16 protein-coding genes are annotated in these 18,719 nt (G+C 59.8%); 7 read left to right on the top strand and 9 right to left on the bottom strand.

The features are described 5' to 3' along the window. Window positions 1–73 precede the first annotated feature (73 nt). Window positions 74–1,039, top strand: coding sequence for a bile acid:sodium symporter family protein (locus AC0Z4S_RS21465; RefSeq protein ID WP_485624500.1), 966 nt, complete (start codon window positions 74–76; stop codon window positions 1,037–1,039). 119 nt (window positions 1,040–1,158) lie between these two features. After that, window positions 1,159–1,473 carry a quaternary ammonium compound efflux SMR transporter SugE gene (gene sugE / locus AC0Z4S_RS21460; RefSeq protein ID WP_041479526.1) on the top strand — a complete coding sequence of 105 codons (315 nt, stop codon included), beginning with the start codon at window positions 1,159–1,161 and terminating at the stop codon, window positions 1,471–1,473. A gap of 114 nt (window positions 1,474–1,587) precedes the next feature. Here sugE and AC0Z4S_RS21455 read toward each other — a convergent pair whose 3' ends face one another. From AC0Z4S_RS21455 to AC0Z4S_RS21440, 4 genes are all read right to left on the bottom strand, one after another. Continuing rightward, a complete protein-coding gene (locus AC0Z4S_RS21455; RefSeq protein WP_485624499.1) occupies window positions 1,588–3,459 on the bottom strand; it encodes an MFS transporter in 1,872 nt (623 codons plus the stop codon). Between the two features lie 96 nt (window positions 3,460–3,555). Next, window positions 3,556–4,707: a TDT family transporter gene (locus AC0Z4S_RS21450; RefSeq protein WP_485624509.1), complete on the bottom strand. Its 1,152-nt coding sequence runs from the start codon at window positions 4,705–4,707 to the stop codon at window positions 3,556–3,558. Between the two features lie 105 nt (window positions 4,708–4,812). Further along, on the bottom strand, window positions 4,813–5,124 hold the full coding sequence (locus AC0Z4S_RS21445) for a cupin domain-containing protein (RefSeq protein WP_253500509.1): 312 nt from the start codon (window positions 5,122–5,124) through the stop codon (window positions 4,813–4,815). A 49-nt stretch (window positions 5,125–5,173) separates the two neighbouring features. Continuing rightward, a complete protein-coding gene (locus AC0Z4S_RS21440) occupies window positions 5,174–6,361 on the bottom strand; it encodes an MFS transporter (RefSeq protein ID WP_485624498.1) in 1,188 nt (395 codons plus the stop codon). 91 nt (window positions 6,362–6,452) lie between these two features. On the opposite strand from AC0Z4S_RS21440, the gene AC0Z4S_RS21435 reads away from it, so the two are divergent. Together AC0Z4S_RS21435 and AC0Z4S_RS21430 are read left to right on the top strand one after the other, a co-directional pair. Next, entirely contained in the window at window positions 6,453–6,995 is a 543-nt protein-coding gene (locus tag AC0Z4S_RS21435; protein ID WP_485624497.1) for a TetR/AcrR family transcriptional regulator, read from the top strand. Window positions 6,996–7,253: 258 nt separating this feature from the next. Continuing rightward, window positions 7,254–10,724, top strand: coding sequence for a hybrid sensor histidine kinase/response regulator (locus AC0Z4S_RS21430; protein WP_485624495.1), 3,471 nt, complete (start codon window positions 7,254–7,256; stop codon window positions 10,722–10,724). 658 nt (window positions 10,725–11,382) lie between these two features. Here the strand turns inward: AC0Z4S_RS21430 and AC0Z4S_RS21425 are convergent. Together AC0Z4S_RS21425 and AC0Z4S_RS21420 are read right to left on the bottom strand one after the other, a co-directional pair. After that, window positions 11,383–12,747 (bottom strand): DNA recombination protein RmuC, encoded by a 1,365-nt coding sequence (locus tag AC0Z4S_RS21425; RefSeq protein ID WP_253505165.1) that lies wholly within the window; start codon window positions 12,745–12,747, stop codon window positions 11,383–11,385. A gap of 175 nt (window positions 12,748–12,922) precedes the next feature. Next, window positions 12,923–13,246, bottom strand: a complete 324-nt coding sequence (locus AC0Z4S_RS21420; RefSeq protein WP_485624493.1) for a sel1 repeat family protein — start codon at window positions 13,244–13,246, stop codon at window positions 12,923–12,925. A 911-nt stretch (window positions 13,247–14,157) separates the two neighbouring features. Here AC0Z4S_RS21420 and AC0Z4S_RS21415 point away from each other — a divergent pair. The 3 genes from AC0Z4S_RS21415 (at window position 14,158) to AC0Z4S_RS21405 (ending at window position 16,554) form a co-directional block, all read left to right on the top strand. After that, window positions 14,158–14,382 (top strand): hypothetical protein, encoded by a 225-nt coding sequence (locus tag AC0Z4S_RS21415; protein WP_016773719.1) that lies wholly within the window; start codon window positions 14,158–14,160, stop codon window positions 14,380–14,382. Between the two features lie 271 nt (window positions 14,383–14,653). After that, window positions 14,654–15,136 (top strand): hypothetical protein, encoded by a 483-nt coding sequence (locus tag AC0Z4S_RS21410; protein WP_024012180.1) that lies wholly within the window; start codon window positions 14,654–14,656, stop codon window positions 15,134–15,136. 146 nt (window positions 15,137–15,282) lie between these two features. Beyond that, complete coding sequence (locus AC0Z4S_RS21405; protein WP_485624492.1) at window positions 15,283–16,554, top strand: OmpP1/FadL family transporter; 1,272 nt, start codon at window positions 15,283–15,285, stop codon at window positions 16,552–16,554. 219 nt (window positions 16,555–16,773) lie between these two features. On the opposite strand, the gene AC0Z4S_RS21400 is transcribed toward AC0Z4S_RS21405, so the two are convergent. The 3 genes from AC0Z4S_RS21400 to AC0Z4S_RS21390 are packed head-to-tail and all read right to left on the bottom strand — an operon-like array spanning window position 16,774 to window position 18,716. Further along, window positions 16,774–17,334 carry a glutathione peroxidase gene (locus AC0Z4S_RS21400; protein ID WP_485624490.1) on the bottom strand — a complete coding sequence of 187 codons (561 nt, stop codon included), beginning with the start codon at window positions 17,332–17,334 and terminating at the stop codon, window positions 16,774–16,776. Window positions 17,335–17,388: 54 nt separating this feature from the next. Next, window positions 17,389–17,511: a hypothetical protein gene (locus AC0Z4S_RS21395; protein ID WP_485624489.1), complete on the bottom strand. Its 123-nt coding sequence runs from the start codon at window positions 17,509–17,511 to the stop codon at window positions 17,389–17,391. After that, window positions 17,508–18,716 (bottom strand): MFS transporter, encoded by a 1,209-nt coding sequence (locus AC0Z4S_RS21390; protein ID WP_485624488.1) that lies wholly within the window; start codon window positions 18,714–18,716, stop codon window positions 17,508–17,510. The genes AC0Z4S_RS21395 and AC0Z4S_RS21390 overlap by 4 nt, the downstream gene beginning before the upstream one ends. Window positions 18,717–18,719: the final 3 nt, after the last annotated feature.

The raw sequence follows: 18,719 nt of genomic DNA, 5'->3' as shown, positions 1-18,719 counted from the left end.
CCGAAGGCTGCGATCTTTTTGTTGGCGACGTATGCTTAGCTTCCTAACGCTTTCACATAACAAGGATCAAGCCATGCGCGCACTGGCTGCACTCAGCCGCTTTGTCGGCAATACCTTCGCTTACTGGGTTCTGATATTCGCCGTCGTGGCGTTCCTGCAACCGGCGTGGTTCATCGGCCTGAAAAGCGCGATCGTACCGCTGCTGGGTCTGGTGATGTTCGGCATGGGCCTGACCCTCAAACTCGAAGACTTCGCCGCCGTCGCTCGGCATCCGTGGCGGGTGGCGCTGGGCGTGGTTGCGCATTTCGTGATCATGCCGGGTGTGGCGTGGTTGCTCTGCCAGGTTTTTCACCTGCCGCCGGAAATCGCCGTCGGCGTGATTCTGGTCGGCTGCTGCCCGAGCGGCACCTCGTCGAACGTGATGACCTGGCTGGCGCGCGGTGATCTGGCGCTTTCCGTGGCGATCGCCGCGGTCACTACCCTGCTTGCCCCGTTGCTGACCCCGGCGCTGATCTGGTTGCTCGCCTCGGCGTGGTTGCCGGTATCGTTCATGGAGCTGTTCTGGTCGATTCTGCAAGTGGTGCTGCTGCCAATCATTCTCGGCGTGGTCGCGCAGCGTCTGCTCGGCGACAAGGTACGGCATGCGGTGGATGTGTTGCCGTTGGTGTCGGTGGTCAGCATCGTGATTATCGTCACCGCCGTCGTGGCGGCGAGTCAGGCGAAAATCGCCGAGTCCGGTCTGCTGATCATGGCGGTGGTAATGCTGCACAACAGCTTCGGCTATCTGCTTGGCTACTTCACCGGACGCCTGTTCTGCTTGCCTTTGGCTCAGCGCAAGTCGCTGGCACTGGAAGTTGGTATGCAGAACTCGGGACTGGGTGCGGCGCTGGCCAGTGCGCATTTCTCGCCGCTGGCGGCGGTGCCGAGCGCGCTGTTCAGCGTCTGGCACAACATTTCCGGGGCGCTGCTGTCGACGTACTTCCGGCGCATGAGCGAAAAGGAAGACCGCGACAATCTCGCGCAACGGGCGGTCGACTGAGCCGAAAACTTGATCCCCGGGTTAATGCTCGTCACTATATTGCGCAACGCGGGGACGACCCTGCGGCTCGTTCGAGTCATTAATCTGGGGACGACCCCGTCAATCGATGGAGGTCCTGCATGTCCTGGATCATTCTGTTTTGCGCCGGCCTGTTCGAAGTCGGCTGGGCCGTCGGGCTGAAATACACCGACGGTTTCACCCGCCCGCTCCCCACCGCCCTGACCGTTGCCGCCATGGCTATCAGTCTGGGTTTGCTGGGCCTGGCGATGAAGGAATTGCCGTTGGGCACGGCTTATGCGATCTGGACTGGCGTCGGTGCGGTGGGTACGGTGATTGCCGGGATCATTCTGTTCGGCGAATCGATGGCGCTGATCAGGCTGGCCAGTGTGGCGTTGATCGTCACGGGTTTGATAGGCCTTAAAGTGAGCGCTTAAGCCACTACCGTCTTCGCGAGCAGGCTCGCTCCCACACTCAACCGCATTCCGTCATTGGAACACGGTCACCTGTGGGAGCGAGCCTGCTCGCGAAGGGGCCTTTTGATGCACCGACTATCTAACGGATCCGCGCAACTCCCCCACCAACCCTTGCAACTTCGCCGGCTCCGCCCCTTCGGTAATCGCCGGTCCTGCCACCAGCGTCACCCGCGACCACAGCCGATGGAACAAGCCCTTGTTCGGATCGCGACTGAAGAAACTCCCCCACAACCCCTGCAACGCCAGCGGAATCACTGGCACCGGTGTCTCTTCGAGAATCCGCGTCACACCACCGCGAAACTCGTTGATCTCGCCGTTGGCGGTCAATTTGCCTTCCGGGAAGATGCACACCAGTTCGCCGTCCTTCAGATATTGAGCAATGCGCGTGAAGGCTTTTTCGTAGATCTGGATATCTTCCTGGCGTCCGGCGATAGGAATCGCGCCCGCCGTGCGAAAGATAAAATTCAGCACCGGCAAGTTGTAGATCTTGTAGTACATGACAAAGCGAATCGGCCTACGCACTGCCCCGCCGATCAGCAAGGCGTCAACGAATGACACGTGATTGCACACCAGTAGCGCCGCGCCCTCGTCCGGGATCGCTTCGAGGTTGCGATGCTCGACGCGGTACATGGAATGGCTGAGCAGCCAGATCATGAAGCGCATGCTGAATTCAGGGACGATCTTGAAGATGTAGGCGTTGACGCCAATGTTCAGCAGCGACACCACCAGGAACAGTTGCGGAATCGACAACTTGGCAACACTCAACAAAACGATCGAAACAATCGCCGACACCACCATAAACAGCGCGTTGAGAATGTTGTTGGCGGCAATCACCCGCGCCCGCTCGTTCTCAGCCGTGCGCGACTGGATCAGCGCGTACAGCGGCACGATATAGAAGCCGCCGAAAATGCCCAGGCCAAGGATGTCGATCAACACCGCCCAAGTGTGCACAAAACCCAACACGGCAATCCAGCTATGGCCGTTGACGCTGTCCGGGATTCCCCCGGAATGCCACCACAGCAACAGGCCGAACACGGTCAGGCCGAACGAGCCGAACGGCACCAGACCGATCTCGACTTTGCGCCCCGAGAGCTTTTCGCAGAGCATCGAACCCAGCGCAATCCCTACCGAGAACACCGTCAGAATCAGCGTGACCACGGTTTCGTCGCCGTGCATCCATTCCTTGGCATAGGCCGGGATCTGCGTCAGGTAGATCGCCCCGACGAACCAGAACCACGAGTTGCCGACAATCGAGCGCGACACCGCTGGCGTCTGGCCCAGGCCGAGTTTCAGCGTCGCCCAGGACTGGCTGAAGATGTTCCAGTTCAGGCGCATTTCCGGCGACGATGCTGCCGCACGCGGAATGCTGCGGCTGGCCAGGTAACCCAGCACGGCAATGCCGACGATCGCTGCGGAAACCACTGGCGCGTAGTGCTCGGACGACATCATGATCCCGGCGCCAATGGTCCCGGCGAGAATTGCCAGAAACGTGCCCATTTCCACCAGACCGTTGCCGCCGACCAGTTCATCATCGCGCAAGGCCTGCGGCAGGATCGAATACTTCACCGGGCCGAACAATGCCGAATGCGTGCCCATGGCGAACAGCGCGACCAGCATCAGTGACAGATGATCGAAGAGAAAGCCGATCGATCCTACGGCCATGATGGCGATTTCCGCGAGTTTGATCAGACGGATCAGCGCGTCCTTGGCGAATTTTTCCCCGAACTGCCCGGCCAGTGCCGAGAACAGGAAAAACGGCAGGATAAACAGCAGCGCGCAAAGGTTGACCCAAATCGAGCGGTCACCCTCGATGGTCAGCCGATAGAGGATGGCGAGGATCAACGACTGTTTAAATACGTTGTCGTTAAACGCGCCGAGCGACTGGGTAATAAAGAAGGGCAAAAAGCGCCGGGTGCGCAACAGGTTGAACTGTGAGGGGTGACTCATCTTCCGTGTTTCCTGATGTTGGGTAGTGAGGCCTGGGTGTTTGCTATTGGAATCCCCCACCGCGATCCAGGCCACACCTTACCTAAACTTTTCAGTTTATTTCTTCAAACCTGCGATACACGGCGAGACAAACAGCTCGCCACGCCACGCGCCCTGCACGGTGCGCTTGCCGACGATCAGCCACATCGCCGCCAACAAAATCACCAGCGCCGTACCGAACACGCTGAAAAACGTCAGGCTGAGGATGCTCGCCAGTTTCAGCGTCGCCAGGGAATACACGCCCAGCGGAAAGGTGAAGCCCCACCAGCCGAGGTTGAACGGAATGCCGTCACGCAGATAACGCAAGGTGATCAGCAGCGCCATCAACATCCACCACAGACCAAAACCCCACAACGTCACTCCCGCCACCAGGCCCAGACCCGAGGCGATTTCGCCGACACCGGGCAGACCATTCGCGGCAAAAATCGCTGGAGCCTCACCGCCCAGCAGCAACATGCCCAACGCACCGGTGCCGATCGGCCCGAGGGCCAGCCAGCTCGACGCGGCCATGTTTTCGTGGGGCAGTTTGTGCAAGGCCATGCGCAACAACAGGATGGTCAGGATGCTGAACGCCACCGGCAGGGAAAAAGCCCAGAGCACATAGCTGGTGGTCAGTACGATGAGTTGCGCATGAGCGTCGGTCAGATGCGGGGCGAGCAAGCCGCCGCTGGCCGCTGCCACTTCCGCCGCCACGACCGGCAGCAACCACACCGCAGTCATCTGATCGATGCTGTGTTCCTGACGGGTAAACATCATGTACGGAATCAAAACACCGCAGGTCAGCGACATCGCGACATCGATCCACCACAACACTTCAACCAGTTGAATGACACCGTCGCCCCAGCGCGGCAGGCCGAACAACAGAAAGCCGTTGATGATCGTCGCCAGGCCCATGGGAATGGTGCCGAAAAACATCGACACGGTTGAATGGCCGAAAATCCGCCGCGCCTCGTCAAAGAACAAAATCCACCGCGCAGCGTAGGCAGCGGTAAACAGCGCAAACAACACAATATTGAACAGCCAGAGCCCCTCGGCCACAGCGCGCAATCCGGGAATGGCCAGTGGTAATTGCGCCAGCGCCAATGCCAGCACTCCGGTACCCATGGTGGCGGCGAACCAGTTAGGCGTGAATTGACGGATCACTTCGCGCGGATGCTGAAGCTGGCTGAACGGCTTGTAACCGGGGGTGACGCTGTTTGGGCAAATCATCATGAACTCCTGTCCTCTGGTGAGGTTGAGCCCATGGTAGATCCGAATCGAATATCGATATAACGGGTAATATCTCTAACTGTTATCTGTTTTGCAGATAAACAGCTAAACGCTGCCTTCGGCTTCCACCACCAGAATCCGCGCCACACCTTGCGGATGGGCGACATGCTCGGTGCCGACCGAGGCGTAGAAAATGTCGCCCACTTCCAATAGAACGTGTCGCTCTTCGCCGCTTTCGCGAAAGTGCATCTGCACCTGACCATCGAGCACCACGAACACTTCTTCTCCGTCATTGACGTGCCACTTGTACGGCTGATCGGTCCAGTGCAGGCGCGTGGTTATGCCGTTCATGTTGGCGATGTCCAGCGCACCCCAGGCGCGTTCGGCGGTAAACGATTTACTGCGGATAATCTTCATGAGTCGATCCGTGAGAGAAGTTCGCCAAGGCTAACCGAAACAGAGGCTTTCAAGGAGCGCGGCAGACTTTGCGCGCCTGTGGACGCAGACTGAGCAGCAGCGCAGCCATGGCCAGCACGATCAACACAACGCCGTAACCATCAGTAGTCGCCAGGAGCCCGAAACTGCGAGCCAGATGCCCGGCAAGCAGCGCCGGCAGACAGAACGCCAGATAACTGAGCACGTAATACGCCGACATCAACCCGGCTCGCTCGTGAGGCAAGGCCAGCGGCACCAGACTGCGCACCGCACCCAAAAAGCCCGAACCGAAACCGCAACCGGCGACCAGCGTGCCGAAGAAGAACAGCGACAGACTGGCGCCATGCACCCCGAGCAGGATCAGGACCAGCCCGACCGGCAGCAAGCTCGCGCCCAGCCGCAGTGCCTGAGCGGCCGGACGATTGCGCATCGTGAAGATCATCAACGCACCGGTCACGGTGAGCGCCGCGACCGTCGCACCGCCGATCAGATTGGAGGTAGAGCCAGTGGCCGTGCGCACCAATGACGGTGCCAGCGAGGCATAAAAACCTCCGAGCGCCCAGGTTGCGGTGTTAAGTGGCAGCACTCGCCACAACGTTGAACGCGCTTGCGCCGGCACATGCAAAGTCGGCCGCAACGACGCCCACGCCCCGCTCTGTCGCGAGACACTTTCCGGCAAGCGCCAGACATACACGCCCTGCAACACGAACAACGCCAACAGCAACCCGTAAGTCAGTTGCAACGGTGCCGGTGCGAACTCTGCCAGCAAGCCACAGCCCAAACCGCCCAAGGCCATCCCAAGCAACGGCGCGACACTGTTGATCAGCGGCCCCTGCTGGCGATCGGTATCGAGCAGTGTTGCACTCAATACGGCAGTGGCCATGCCGGTGGCGAAACCTTGCAGCACCCGTGCGCTGATCAACCACGACACGCTGTCGGCATAAATGAACAGCAGCATCGCCAGCGCGTTGAGCAGCACAGCGGTGAAGATCACTGGCTTACGCCCCAGATGGTCGGATAACGAACCGACCGTCAGTAACGCCGCCAGCAGACTCAACGCATAAACGGCGAAAATCAGCGTCAGCATCGCCGCTGAGAAGTGCAGCTGGTCCTGATACAAGCGATACAACGGCGTCGGCGCGGTGGAAGCGGCGAGAAAACTGAGTAAGGTGATCGCGAGAAACCACAGGCTGGATCGATGGGACGCAAGGCTGGTCATAGGCACACTCCGCAAAAGCTAACTTTTTGCTTTTGCGGAGTGTGCTACCGCTTCGCGCTTAAAGCAAATTCTTTGTGTTAAGGTCTGCGCCATGGCTATTAAAGAAGGTTTACGCCCCGGTGGCCGCAGTGCCCGGGTGCAAGAGTCGATTCATTCGGCGGTCAATGCGCTGCTGCAAGAGCAGGAACGTTCCACCGTGACCGTCCCGCAAATTGCCGCTCGCGCGGGCGTTACGCCGTCGACAATCTATCGACGCTGGGGTGATCTGGCGGCGTTGCTGGCGGACGTCGCCCTCGCCCGCATGCGCCCGGACAGCGAGCCGGCGAACACTGGCAGCCTGCGTGGCGATATTCGTGCGTGGGCCGAGCAGTACCTCGACGAGATGAGTTCGGAGGTCGGGCGCAACATGATGCGTGACGTGCAGGCGAGCGCGACGCCGGGGTATTGCGTGGCGATCATCGCTGCGCAGTTGCAGACCATTGTCGATCGCTATGCGCATGAGAAAACGCCGAGTGTCGATCGCTTGATCAATCTGGTGGTGGCGCCGGTGGTGTTCCGGATTCTGTTTTCGGCGGCGGCGCTGGAGGTTGATGAGTTGCACCGCCTGATCGATATTGCGCTGCGTCTGGACTGACGCAAGCATTGATGTAGGAGCTGACGAGTGCAACGAGGCTGCGATCTTTTGATCTTCAATATCAGGATCAAAAGATCGCAGCGTGCCGCAGCTCCTACACGATTGCGCGCTAGGCAGGATCAACGCACAAACGCAATGATCCATCCCTGCGACACCCCGCCACGCCACGACCTTGGTCGACACTGACTAACCGCCGCGCGCATGCGAGACTGTTCGCCCGGGCAGGCGTGCCGGGGAGTCTTTTGTCGGGAGTGCTGCATGTCGTTGTCCACCGGGCTGATCGCCGTCGTTGCCCTGGCCTACATGGCCATCATGTTCGCCATCGCCTTCTACGGCGACCGTCGCAGCACGCCGTTGCCGCCGCGAGTGCGTGCCTGGGTGTACAGCCTGTCGCTGGCGGTTTACTGCACCAGTTGGACCTTCTTCGGCGCGGTCGGCCAGGCGGCGGAACAACTGTGGTCGTTCCTGCCGATCTACCTCGGGCCGATCCTGCTGCTGGTGGGCGCGCCGTGGGTCCTGCAGAAAATGGTGATGATCAGCAAACAGGAGAACATCACCTCCATCGCCGACTTCATCGCCGCGCGCTACGGCAAATCGCAATCGCTGGCGGTGGTCGTAGCGCTGATCTGCCTGGTTGGCGTCTTGCCCTATATTGCCCTTCAGCTCAAAGGCATCGTTCTCGGCGTGAACCTGTTGATCGGTGCCGGCGCCGATGCCATGGGCACCCGCGCTCAGGACACGGCGCTGATCGTGTCGCTGGTGCTGGCGTTGTTCACCATCGTTTTCGGCACGCGCAACCTTGATGCCACCGAACACCACCGCGGCATGGTCTTGGCAATTGCCTTCGAATCACTGGTCAAGCTGTTCGCTTTTCTTGCTGTCGGCGCTTTCGTTACTTACGGCCTGTATGACGGTTTTGACGACCTGTTCAATCAGGCGATGCTCGCCCCGCGCCTTGAGGCGTACTGGAAGGAAACCATCAACTGGCCGTCGATGGTGGTACAGACCGGCGTCGCGATGATGGCGATCATCTGCCTGCCGCGGCAATTTCACGTCACCGTGGTAGAGAACATCGACCCGCAGGATCTGCGTCTGGCGAAATGGGTGTTCCCGGCCTATCTGGCGTTGGCCGCGCTGTTTGTAGTCCCGATCGCCCTCGCCGGTCAGATGATGCTGCCCAGCCACGTGCTGCCCGACTCGTTCGTGATCAGCCTGCCCCTGGCCCAGGCCCATCCGGCGCTGGCGATGCTGGCGTTTATCGGTGGTGCATCGGCAGCGACCGGCATGGTGATTGTCGCCAGTGTCGCGCTGTCGACCATGGTTTCCAACGACATGCTGTTGCCGTGGCTCTTGCGCCGCAACAACGCCGAGCGCCCGTTCGAAGTGTTCCGCCAGTGGATGCTCTCGGTGCGCCGGGTCAGCATCGTGGTGATTCTGCTGCTGGCCTACGTCAGCTATCGCTTGCTTGGCTCGACCGCGAGCCTGGCGACCATCGGCCAGATCGCCTTCGCCGCAGTGACGCAACTGGCGCCGGCCATGCTCGGCGCGCTGTACTGGAAACAGGCCAACCGCCGGGGCGTGTTCGCCGGTCTCGCCACCGGCACGTTTCTATGGTTTTACACGCTGGTGCTGCCGATTGCCGCGCACAGTCTCGGCTGGTCACTGGCGAGTTTCCCCGGCTTGGCGTGGCTGCACAGCAATCCCCTGAACCTGCCGATCACGCCGTTGACCCAAGGCGTGGTGCTGTCGCTGGCGGGTAACTTCACTCTGTTCGCCTGGGTGTCGGTGCTGTCGCGCACGCGAGTTTCCGAACACTGGCAGGCCGGGCGTTTCATCGGCCAGGAAATCAGCGCGCGGCCCAATGGTCGATCGATGCTCGCGGTGCAGATCGACGATCTGCTGCAACTGGCGGCACGTTTTGTCGGCGAAGAACGCGCGCGGCAGAGCTTCATTCGTTTCGCCTACCGCCAGGGCAAGGGCTTTAACCCCAACCAGAACGCCGACAGCGAATGGATCGCACATACCGAACGCCTGCTGGCCGGTGTCCTTGGCGCATCGTCGACGCGTGCTGTAGTAAAAGCCGCCATCGAAGGTCGGGAAATGCAGCTGGAGGACGTAGTCCGGATCGCTGACGAAGCCTCGGAAGTGCTGCAGTTCAATCGCGCGCTGTTGCAAGGCGCGATCGAGAACATCACGCAAGGCATCAGCGTGGTCGACCAATCGCTGAAACTGGTGGCGTGGAACCGGCGTTATCTGGAGCTGTTCAACTACCCCGACGGTTTGATCAGCGTCGGCCGGCCGATTGCCGACATCATTCGCTACAACGCCGAGCGCGGCTTGTGTGGCCCCGGCGAAGCGGAAGTACACGTTGCGCGCCGCTTGCACTGGATGCGTCAAGGCCGCGCGCACACCTCCGAACGGCTGTTCCCCAATGGCCGGGTGATCGAGCTGATCGGCAACCCGATGCCCGGCGGCGGTTTCGTCATGAGTTTCACTGACATTACTGCGTTTCGCGAGGCCGAACAGGCGCTGACCGAGGCCAACGAAGGCCTCGAACAACGGGTCAGCGAGCGCACCCAGGAACTCTCGCAACTCAACGTTGCACTCACCGAAGCCAAGGGCACCGCCGAGGCGGCGAACCAGTCGAAAACCCGCTTTCTTGCTGCCGTCAGCCATGACTTGATGCAGCCGCTGAACGCCGCAAGGCTGTTCTCCGCTGCCCTCTCCCATCAAAACGAAGGCTTGAGCGCCGAGGCGCAACAACTGGTGCAACACCTCGACAGCTCGCTACGTTCAGCCGAAGACCTGATCAGCGATCTGCTGGACATCTCGCGCCTGGAAAACGGCAAGATCAACCCGGATCGCAAGGCCTTCGCCCTCAACGAACTGTTCGACATCCTCGGCGCGGAGTTCAAAGCGCTGGCGCAAGAGCAAAAGCTCACGTTCCGCGTGCGCGGCAGTCAGTTGCGCATCGACAGCGACATCAAACTGCTGCGGCGAATCTTGCAGAACTTCCTCACCAACGCTTTCCGCTACGCCAAAGGCCCGGTGCTGCTGGGCGTGCGTCGGCGCGGTGGCGAGTTATGTCTGGAAGTCTGGGATCGCGGCCCGGGGATTCCGGAGGACAAGCAGCAGGTGATCTTCGAAGAATTCAAGCGCCTAGATAGCCACCAGACTCGAGCCGAAAAAGGCCTGGGCCTGGGTCTGGCGATCGCTGACGGCTTGTGCCGCGTGCTCGGGCATACCTTGCGCGTTCGTTCCTGGCCGGGGCGCGGCAGTGTATTCAGCGTGACGGTACCGCTGGCGCGCACGCAAACACCTGCGGCGAGCGCCTCGGTCGAACCGAACAGCAAAATGCTCCGCGGCGCGCAGGTGCTGTGCATCGATAACGAAGACAGCATCCTGATCGGCATGAACAGCCTGTTGAGCCGCTGGGGCTGCCAAGTGTGGACGGCGCGCAATCGCGAAGAATGCGCAGCGATATTGAATGAAGGCGTGCGGCCGCAACTGGCGCTGGTCGACTATCACCTCGACCACGGCGATACCGGCACAGAGCTGATGGCGTGGTTGCGCACGCGACTGGGGGAGCCGGTGCCCGGCGTGGTGATCAGTGCGGATGGACGCCCGGAAACCGTGGCCCAAGTGCACGCGGCAGGGCTGGATTACCTGGCCAAACCGGTGAAGCCAGCGGCGTTGCGGGCGTTATTGAGTCGGTATCTGCCGCTGTAGGTGGTGATTTCGCCGACGCCTTCGCGAGCAGGCTCGCTCCCACAGAAAGGCAAAAGCAAAAGCAAAGATCGCAGCCTTCGGCAGCTCCTACAGTTGGATCGCATGAATTCGATGGAAATTGGTTGGCCTTCAGGTCGCCTTCGCGACCAGGCTCACTCCCACAGAAAAGCAAAAAATCAAAAGATCACAGCCTTCGGCAGCTCCTACAGTTGGATCGCGTGAATTCAATGGAAATTGGTTGGCCTTCAGGTCGCCACCGCGAGCAGGCTCGCTTCCGCAGAAAAGCAAAATCAAAAGATCGCAGCCTTCGTCAGCTCCTACACAATGAGCGTTAGCTCGAGCGCTTTTGATCTTGCTTTTGATCCACGGGCGACGTCGGAAGGCTGAGTGGAGGGATTGATCCGGGGGTGGGAGCGCAGCGACCGTCTGGCGCAGCCAGACACAGCGGAAGGAGGTGCAGCGAAGCAAACCGGAGCCGCTGCGCCCGGATCGATCCCGCAGCGAAGGAACCCGAGCCTGCGAGGGCCGAACGCAGGAGCTAGCGTTTTTTGCTTACTTTTTTAGGCGCTTGTAAAAAAGTAAGTCGCCGTCAGGCGAAACCGCCAGCCGCCACGACCGCAGCAACGGATATGCCCCCAATCAGCCAAAAAAACGACGTCTACTCAGGCAACTCAACCAACCCGTCAACATCAGTCATCGCCCGCTCCAGCAAATCCGCCGGCAAGCTCTTGCTCGCCCGCGCACCGAGCAACTTCAATTGCTCACTGCGACTGACCAGATTGCCGCGCCCTTCTGTCAGCTTGTTGCGCGCAGAGCTGTAAGCCTTATCCAGTTGCTGCAAGCGATTGCCAACCTCGTCCAGATCCTGAATAAACAACACGAACTTGTCATATAGCCAACCCGCGCGCTCGGCGATTTCCCGGGCGTTCTGGCTCTGCCGTTCCTGCTTCCACAGACTGTCGATCACCCGCAGCGTGGCCAGCAACGTGGTCGGACTGACAATCACGATATTGCGGTCAAAGGCTTCCTGGAACAGCGACGGCTCAGCCTGTAACGCAGCAGAAAACGCCGCCTCGATCGGTACGAACAGCAAAACGAAATCGAGGCTGTGCAAGCCTTCCAGGCGCTTGTAGTCCTTGCCAGCCAGTCCTTTGACATGATTGCGCAGCGACAACACATGCTGCTTGATCGCGATCTGCCCCAACGTGTCGTCATCAGCCGCAACATATTGTTGATAGGCGGTGAGGCTGACTTTCGAGTCGACCACCACTTGCTTGTCACCCGGCAGATAAATGATCACATCGGGCTGGAAGCGCTCGCCGTCCGGGCCTTTGAGATTGACCTGGGTCTGGTACTCACGGCCCTTCTCCAGCCCTGCGTGCTCAAGAACCCGCTCAAGGATCAGTTCGCCCCAGTTGCCCTGGGTCTTCTGGCCCTTGAGCGCGCGGGTCAAATTGGTCGCTTCGTCGCTCAAACGCAGATTCAGCGCCTGCAGACGCTCCAGTTCCTTGGCCAGCGAGAAACGCTCGCGGGCTTCGGCCTGATAACTTTCTTCGACGCGTTTTTCGAAGGACTGGATGCGTTCTTTCAACGGATCGAGCAACTGCCCGAGCCGCTGCTGGCTGGTTTCAGCGAAGCGCTGCTCACGCTCATCGAAAATCTTGCCGGCCAGCTCGGCGAATTGCGCACGCAGTTCGTCCCGCGAGCCTTGCAGATCGTTGAGGCGTTGTTGATGGCTTTCCTGTTGCTCGCGCAGTTCGGCACTCAGCGAGGCGGCGTGGGCGTCGAGGCGGCGCAACTCGGCATCTTTGTTGGCGCGTTCGAGATTCCAGGCATGGGAGGCGTCGCGGGCGTCATCGCGCTCGATCTGCAGCAGCTCGACTTCACGGCGCAGGGCGGCAAGGTCGGCCTGCTTGGCGGCGTTGGCCTGGCCAAGATCGGCGATTTCGTCGCGGCTGGCTTCAAGCTGAGCATTGAGTCCGTCCTGAGCCAGTTGCGCCATGGCCAGGCGCTCTTCGAGCAACGCCAGATCAGCCTGGGCGTTGCTGGCCCGGCGTTGCAGTTGCCAGGCCAGCGCCAGCAGCGGCACGCCTGCTGCCGCCAGACCAAGCAATATGCTGGTCAAGTCCATAGCCATAGCGACTCCTGCCAATCCGATAAAGCCTGAAGGTTAACCAAGGTGTCAGGGCTTGGACAGCTCAGTCTTCGATGAGACCGAGTTCCTGCTGCGCGCGACGGTCGCCTGCGCGGGCGGCCTGACGCAGCAGCTCCTGACCGATACGCCGGTCGCGCGCGTTGCCGCATTCACGGCAGATCAGTTGGCCGAGACGGCTTTGCGCGGCGACCACACCTTCACGGGCCGGTTGCTTGAGCAGACGGCCGGCGAGATGCTTGGCGCCTGGGCTATCGCTCAGGCGCGGCGCATCGAGCAGCCATTCAGCGACTCGCACGGAGAAGCGCTTGGGCGGGGTAACAGGAGTCGGGTTTGGGCTAACGGAGTCTGATACTGAGCGAAACTTCATAAAGCACTGCGGGACAGATCGGAAGGCGCGCCACTTTACTCTCTTTTTCTTACAGGTAAAGCCGAAAAAAACCCGGCACGCCCGTCCTAGAGCAAGCGCTAGGGACAATCCACAGAAGCTGTGGATAAGTCAGTGGACAACCGCTTTACGATCCTCGCAAAGCCTTATGGAATGGGCCTCGCAGTCAAACTGACGATTTTTTCACCAACAAAAAAAGGCGATATTTTTCATTGACTTAAACTTTTGATACAGGCAGCGGCTGGAGTCAGGATCGATATGACAGTTGCGTTACGCTCCGTGCAACTAATGTGCACAAGTACCTCTGAGACGGTTATATGCGTGCGCTTTGTCGGGTCGTTTTGTGCGACGGAAAAGGCCAAAAGTATTTGCGAGAAAGCCCGCGCGCCGACGGATGGTCAGGCGCGGCCATGTCCCTTCAGGCTTTTTTTCATTGCGGGGTTTGCTTCGTCTCGACGGATCCGTTACTATCCGCGGCGTTAGTACCAAGCTGAAAGTCAATTCCGGTCGAACATCTCCCACGGTCAATCTTCCAACAGGAAGAAATATCCGAAAAAAGCGGGACCGACCCCTCGATGGTTTCCAGGTAAATCTTGCGACGACGCTGCCTTTGAATGAAAGCAAAGGGCGTTGCGAAGAACACTTACTCTGACCGAACCAACCTGCAAATTGATCAGGATCTTCACCCCGGGCCCAGAACCTTTGCCCTCGCTGTGATGCCTGTCCTCCTAAGTACCTACCTGCCAGCCCAAGCGCGCTCATTTATCAGCGCTTCAAACTGGCTGCTTTGTTCCAGTCGGGTTCTTCGTTCGATCAATGGTGATCAACGTTACTGGAACGTTTTAACGTTGCACGGTTCTTATCCGTGTCATTTGTAGGAACACCTAATAACTATGTCTACTCAAATCCAGACTCAGGATGCCATTCGCACCCTAACCAACGCTTTTGCTCCAATGAACTGCCTGATCATGGCCGCTCGCAAAGGCTGCTTCAGCTTCACCGTGGTCAATGAACACGGCATCGCTCGTCACAGCGAGCGTTTGTACCCCGATCAATACTCCAGCGCCGAACCGCTGCAGGCCGTGATCGAACGCACGCGTCAGGCACTGGTTGCCTGAAGGCCGACCAGGCTGCAAAAGCAAAGCCCTGCTGAAAAGCGGGGCTTTTTATTGCCTGATAATTCACTGTTAGCGCTGCGCTGCTAAGCATGTTCCGATCTAACGCTCGGCGAGCGTTGACGGAAATATTTTAAAAACAGGCCTTTACGCGCTGAATATGACACTACACTTCAACTCAAGCGGCGTGACCCGCTTACGGCGAGCCTGATTCGATCCACTGCTGCCAAAGCCCCTTCAGGACTCGCCCTCAACAACAAGAACCGAGGGTGTTATGGGTATCGCTGCCAGCGAACTGTGCCGCTATGTGATCCGTCCCACATTGATCTATCTGGGACGCCACTGCGCAACTGCCGAATCCCTGCTGCTGGGTATCGCCGCCAGCCAGTCCGCCCTCGGTTCTGCCCTGCATGACCGCCGTGGCCACGGCCTCTACCGGATCGCCGAGCATCGGCATCAGGCGCTGTGGGACGATTATCTGGCACTCGATCCGGAGCGCGCCAGCCTGGTGCGCGGCCTCGCCAGCCAGCATGCATTTCTCAGCGGCCCGCACCTGGAACTGACCGTCAACCTGCGTTACGCCACTGCCATCGCCTGGCTGCTGGTAGAAGAACAGAACCCCACCCTCCCCGCTCCGACCGATCTGCTCGGCATGGCGCGCATCTGGCGCCAGACCTTTCAACCGCAAGGTCGTCTGCGTGACTTCACCTATGCCTGGCAAACCTGTGTTTCACCGCTGAATCAGGTCGCTTGCTGACCGTGCGGTTCCACAAGTTCTCGCAACAGGCCGCCATTCTGGTTGGATTGTCCTACAAAACCGCTCTAAATCAAGGCATACGGGCTATAGCGCTGGAACGAAAATGTTGGTAATTTTCGCCCCGGTGATCACCAGGAGTTCTAATAATGAAAAAAGTCATGCTCAAAACCACCCTTAGCCTCGCCGTTACCCTTGCCTCCACGCAGATCTTCGCGGCAGGTTTTGCCCTCAACGAACAAAGCATCAGTGGGATGGGGACTGGTTTTGCCGGGCGATCTTCTTCTGCCGACGACGCAAGCACTGTTTATGGCAACCCGGCCGGCATGGCGCGCATCAAGCGCGAACAAGTCACCGGCGGTGTCGCCGTTGTCGACGCACACACCGATATCAGCAACGCCAGCTCCAGCCCGAACGGCGGCAGCAACAAAGGCGACATGGTGCCCTTCACCGCAGTACCTATGGGCTTCTATGTAAAACCGATCGATGATCACTGGGCATTCGGCCTCGGTGTGTATGTGCCGTTCGGTCTGATCACGGATTATGAAAACGGCTTTGCCGGCCGTTACTTCGGCAGCAAGTCCGAAGTGCAAGTCATCACTTTCCAGCCAACCGTCAGCTACGCCTTCAACGACAAGGTGTCGATCGGTTTCGGCCCGACCATCAACCGCATCGACGGCTCGCTGGAATCCAACCTCTCGATCACCCAGGCGCTGCCGGACGGCAAGGTCAAGATCAAGGGTGACGACACCGCGCTGGGCTACAACGTCGGCTTGCTGGTCCAGGCCACCGACACCACCCGCCTGGGCCTGACCTATCACTCCAAGGTCGATTACAAGCTTGAAGGCGACACCAAGGTCAACTATGGCGCGCTGGCCGCTGTAGGTCTGGGCGCCAACCAGAAATACGACGCTTCGCTGAAGATCACCACGCCGGAATCCGTGGACTTCTCGGTCACACAGGCGATCAACGATCGCTGGAACGTCTACGCCGGTACCACCTGGACCCGCTGGAGCCAGCTGGACAAGATCACCGTGAAGAACTCCGGCGTGCAGCCTCTGCTGGCCGGCCAGTTCGGTTCGATCAACGAAGACCAGAACTGGCATGACTCCTGGGCCTACGCGGTGGGCACCTCGTACCAGTTGAACAAGGAATGGGTACTGCGTACCGGTCTGACCTTCGACCAGTCGCCAACCAATAACGAAGACCGCTCGCCACGCATCCCGACTGGCGACCGCACCATTTTCAGTATCGGTGCCGGCTGGAGCCCGACCGACGACCTGACCATCGACGTCGCGTACTCGTACCTGAAAGAAGAGTCGGTCAAGATCCGCAACGAAAACGCGCGTGGCCAGAGCTACGATGCCAAGTATGAAAACTCGGCAAACGGCTTCGGTGTCGGCGCGACTTACCGCTTCTGATGCACCGTGGCGAGGCTAACCCCTCGCCCACGAAAAAGCCCCGCTTTGTTTACAGAGGCGGGGCTTTTTCATGCCTGAAAATTTGTACAATCCGTAGGAGCTGACGAGTGCAACGAGGCTGCGATCTTTTGATCTTGAATTCGAGGATCAAAAGATCGCAGCCTCGTTGCACTCGTCAGCTCCTACAGGATCATCACAAGGCTTCAGGGCTTCAGGGCTTCAGGGCTTCAGCGGCTTGGAGGCAATCGCCTTTTCGACCGCGGCGATAAACTCGGGATCATCCGGTTTGGTCAGACTGGAAAAACTCGCTACGACCTTGCCCTGCCGATCGACCACGTACTTGTAGAAATTCCACTTCGGCGCATTGCTCTGCGCCGCCAGCACCTGGAATAGATGCGTGGCTTCGTCGCCGCGAACTGTCTGCGGTTCGGTCATGTTGAAGGTCACGCCATAGTTGGCGTAGCAGACCTTGGCAGTTTCGGCGCTGTCCTTGGACTCCTGCTTGAAGTCATTCGACGGCACGCCAAGCATCTCCAGCCCTTGCGCCTTGTAACGCTTGTTGAGCGCCTCAAGACCTTCGAACTGCGGCGCGAAACCGCAGAAGCTGGCGGTATTGACCACCACCAGCGGCTTGTCGGCGTACTGCTTGCACAGATCGATGGATTCCTTGGCGCGCAGCTTGGGCAGCGAGCCTTGCAGCAGCTCAGGACAATCGGCGGCCTGGGCCATGCCAGTCAACGCCATCAGCAACGCGGGAACAGCACACCAGCGCATCCACATCTCGAACTTCCTTGGGCAGTCATCAGGTTTCGACGTTACTCGCCACGCTGCCATCTAGCAAATGCTCATGCCCAACTGCATCAGCGCCAGCCCGCCGCGCTGCCAGCCCCACCACACCAGTGCCAACAGCGCAGCAGCCAGTGCGGCGATGGCGAATCGCGTGCAGATTCGGCTCATGCCGCGCTCGCAGCGGCTTGCAGGCGTGCCACCGGCCGCTCGCGCACCGGCCAGTTCAGCGCCGCCGCCAACAGGCTCAAGAGAATCGCCACTTGCCAGATCAAGTCATAACTCCCGGTTCGGTCGTACACCACCCCGCCCAGCCAGCCGCCAAGGAACGAGCCGAGCTGATGGAACAGAAAGACGATGCCTCCGAGCATGGACAAATTGCGCACGCCGAACAAGGTCGCCACCGTACCGTTAGTCAACGGCACCGTCGACAGCCACAGAAAGCCCATAGCCATGCCGAACAGATAGGCCGATGTGGTCGTCACCGGCAGCCACAGGAACAGCACGATGACCACCGCGCGCAGCAGATACAGCGCAGTCAACAGACGCGGCTTGGACATGCGTCCACCGAGCCAGCCGGCAGTGTAAGTGCCGAAAATATTGAACAGTCCTATCAACGCCAGCACCGTTGTGCCGACCGTCGCTGGCAGGTGCTGATCGACCAGATACGCCGGCAGGTGCACGCCGATGAATACCACCTGAAAGCCGCAAACAAAAAAACCGAACGCCAGCAGCCAAAACCCGGAGTGCGAACAGGCTTCACGCAGCGCTTCAGAAAGGGTTTGTTCATGACCGAGTACCGGCAATGGCTTGTCCTTGAGCATGCTCACCAGCGGCACGATCATCGCCACCAGCAGGCCCAGCACCAACAGCGCGGCCGACCAGCCAAGCCAGCCAATCAACCCGAGGGTGCCCGGCAACATGGCAAACTGGCCGAACGAACCGGCAGCGCTGGCAATGCCCATGCCCATGCTGCGTTTGTCGGCCGGTACGGCGCGACCGACCACGCCGAGGATCACCGAGAACGAGGTGCCGGACAAACCGATACCGATCAACAGACCGGCGCTCAGCGACAGGGTCACCGGCGAATCGGACAAGCCCATGCATACCAGACCCAACGCGTAGAGCACACCGCCGACCAGCACCACTTTCGCCGCACCGAAGCGGTCGGCCAGCGCGCCGGTGAACGGTTGCGCCAGGCCCCAGATCAGGTTCTGCAGGGCGATGGCGAAAGCAAATACCTCGCGCCCCCAGCCGAACTGCGCGCTCATCGGCGACAGGAACAGACCGAACCCGTGGCGCACGCCCAAGGACAACGCCAGGATCAGCGCACTCCCCAGCAACACCCAACCGCACGTACGCCACATCGTTGTCATTGT

The sequence above is a fragment of the Pseudomonas sp. 1L-B-1-E-C1 genome, assembly GCF_057291835.1.
This window is presented reverse-complemented; position numbering and strand designations above follow the sequence as displayed.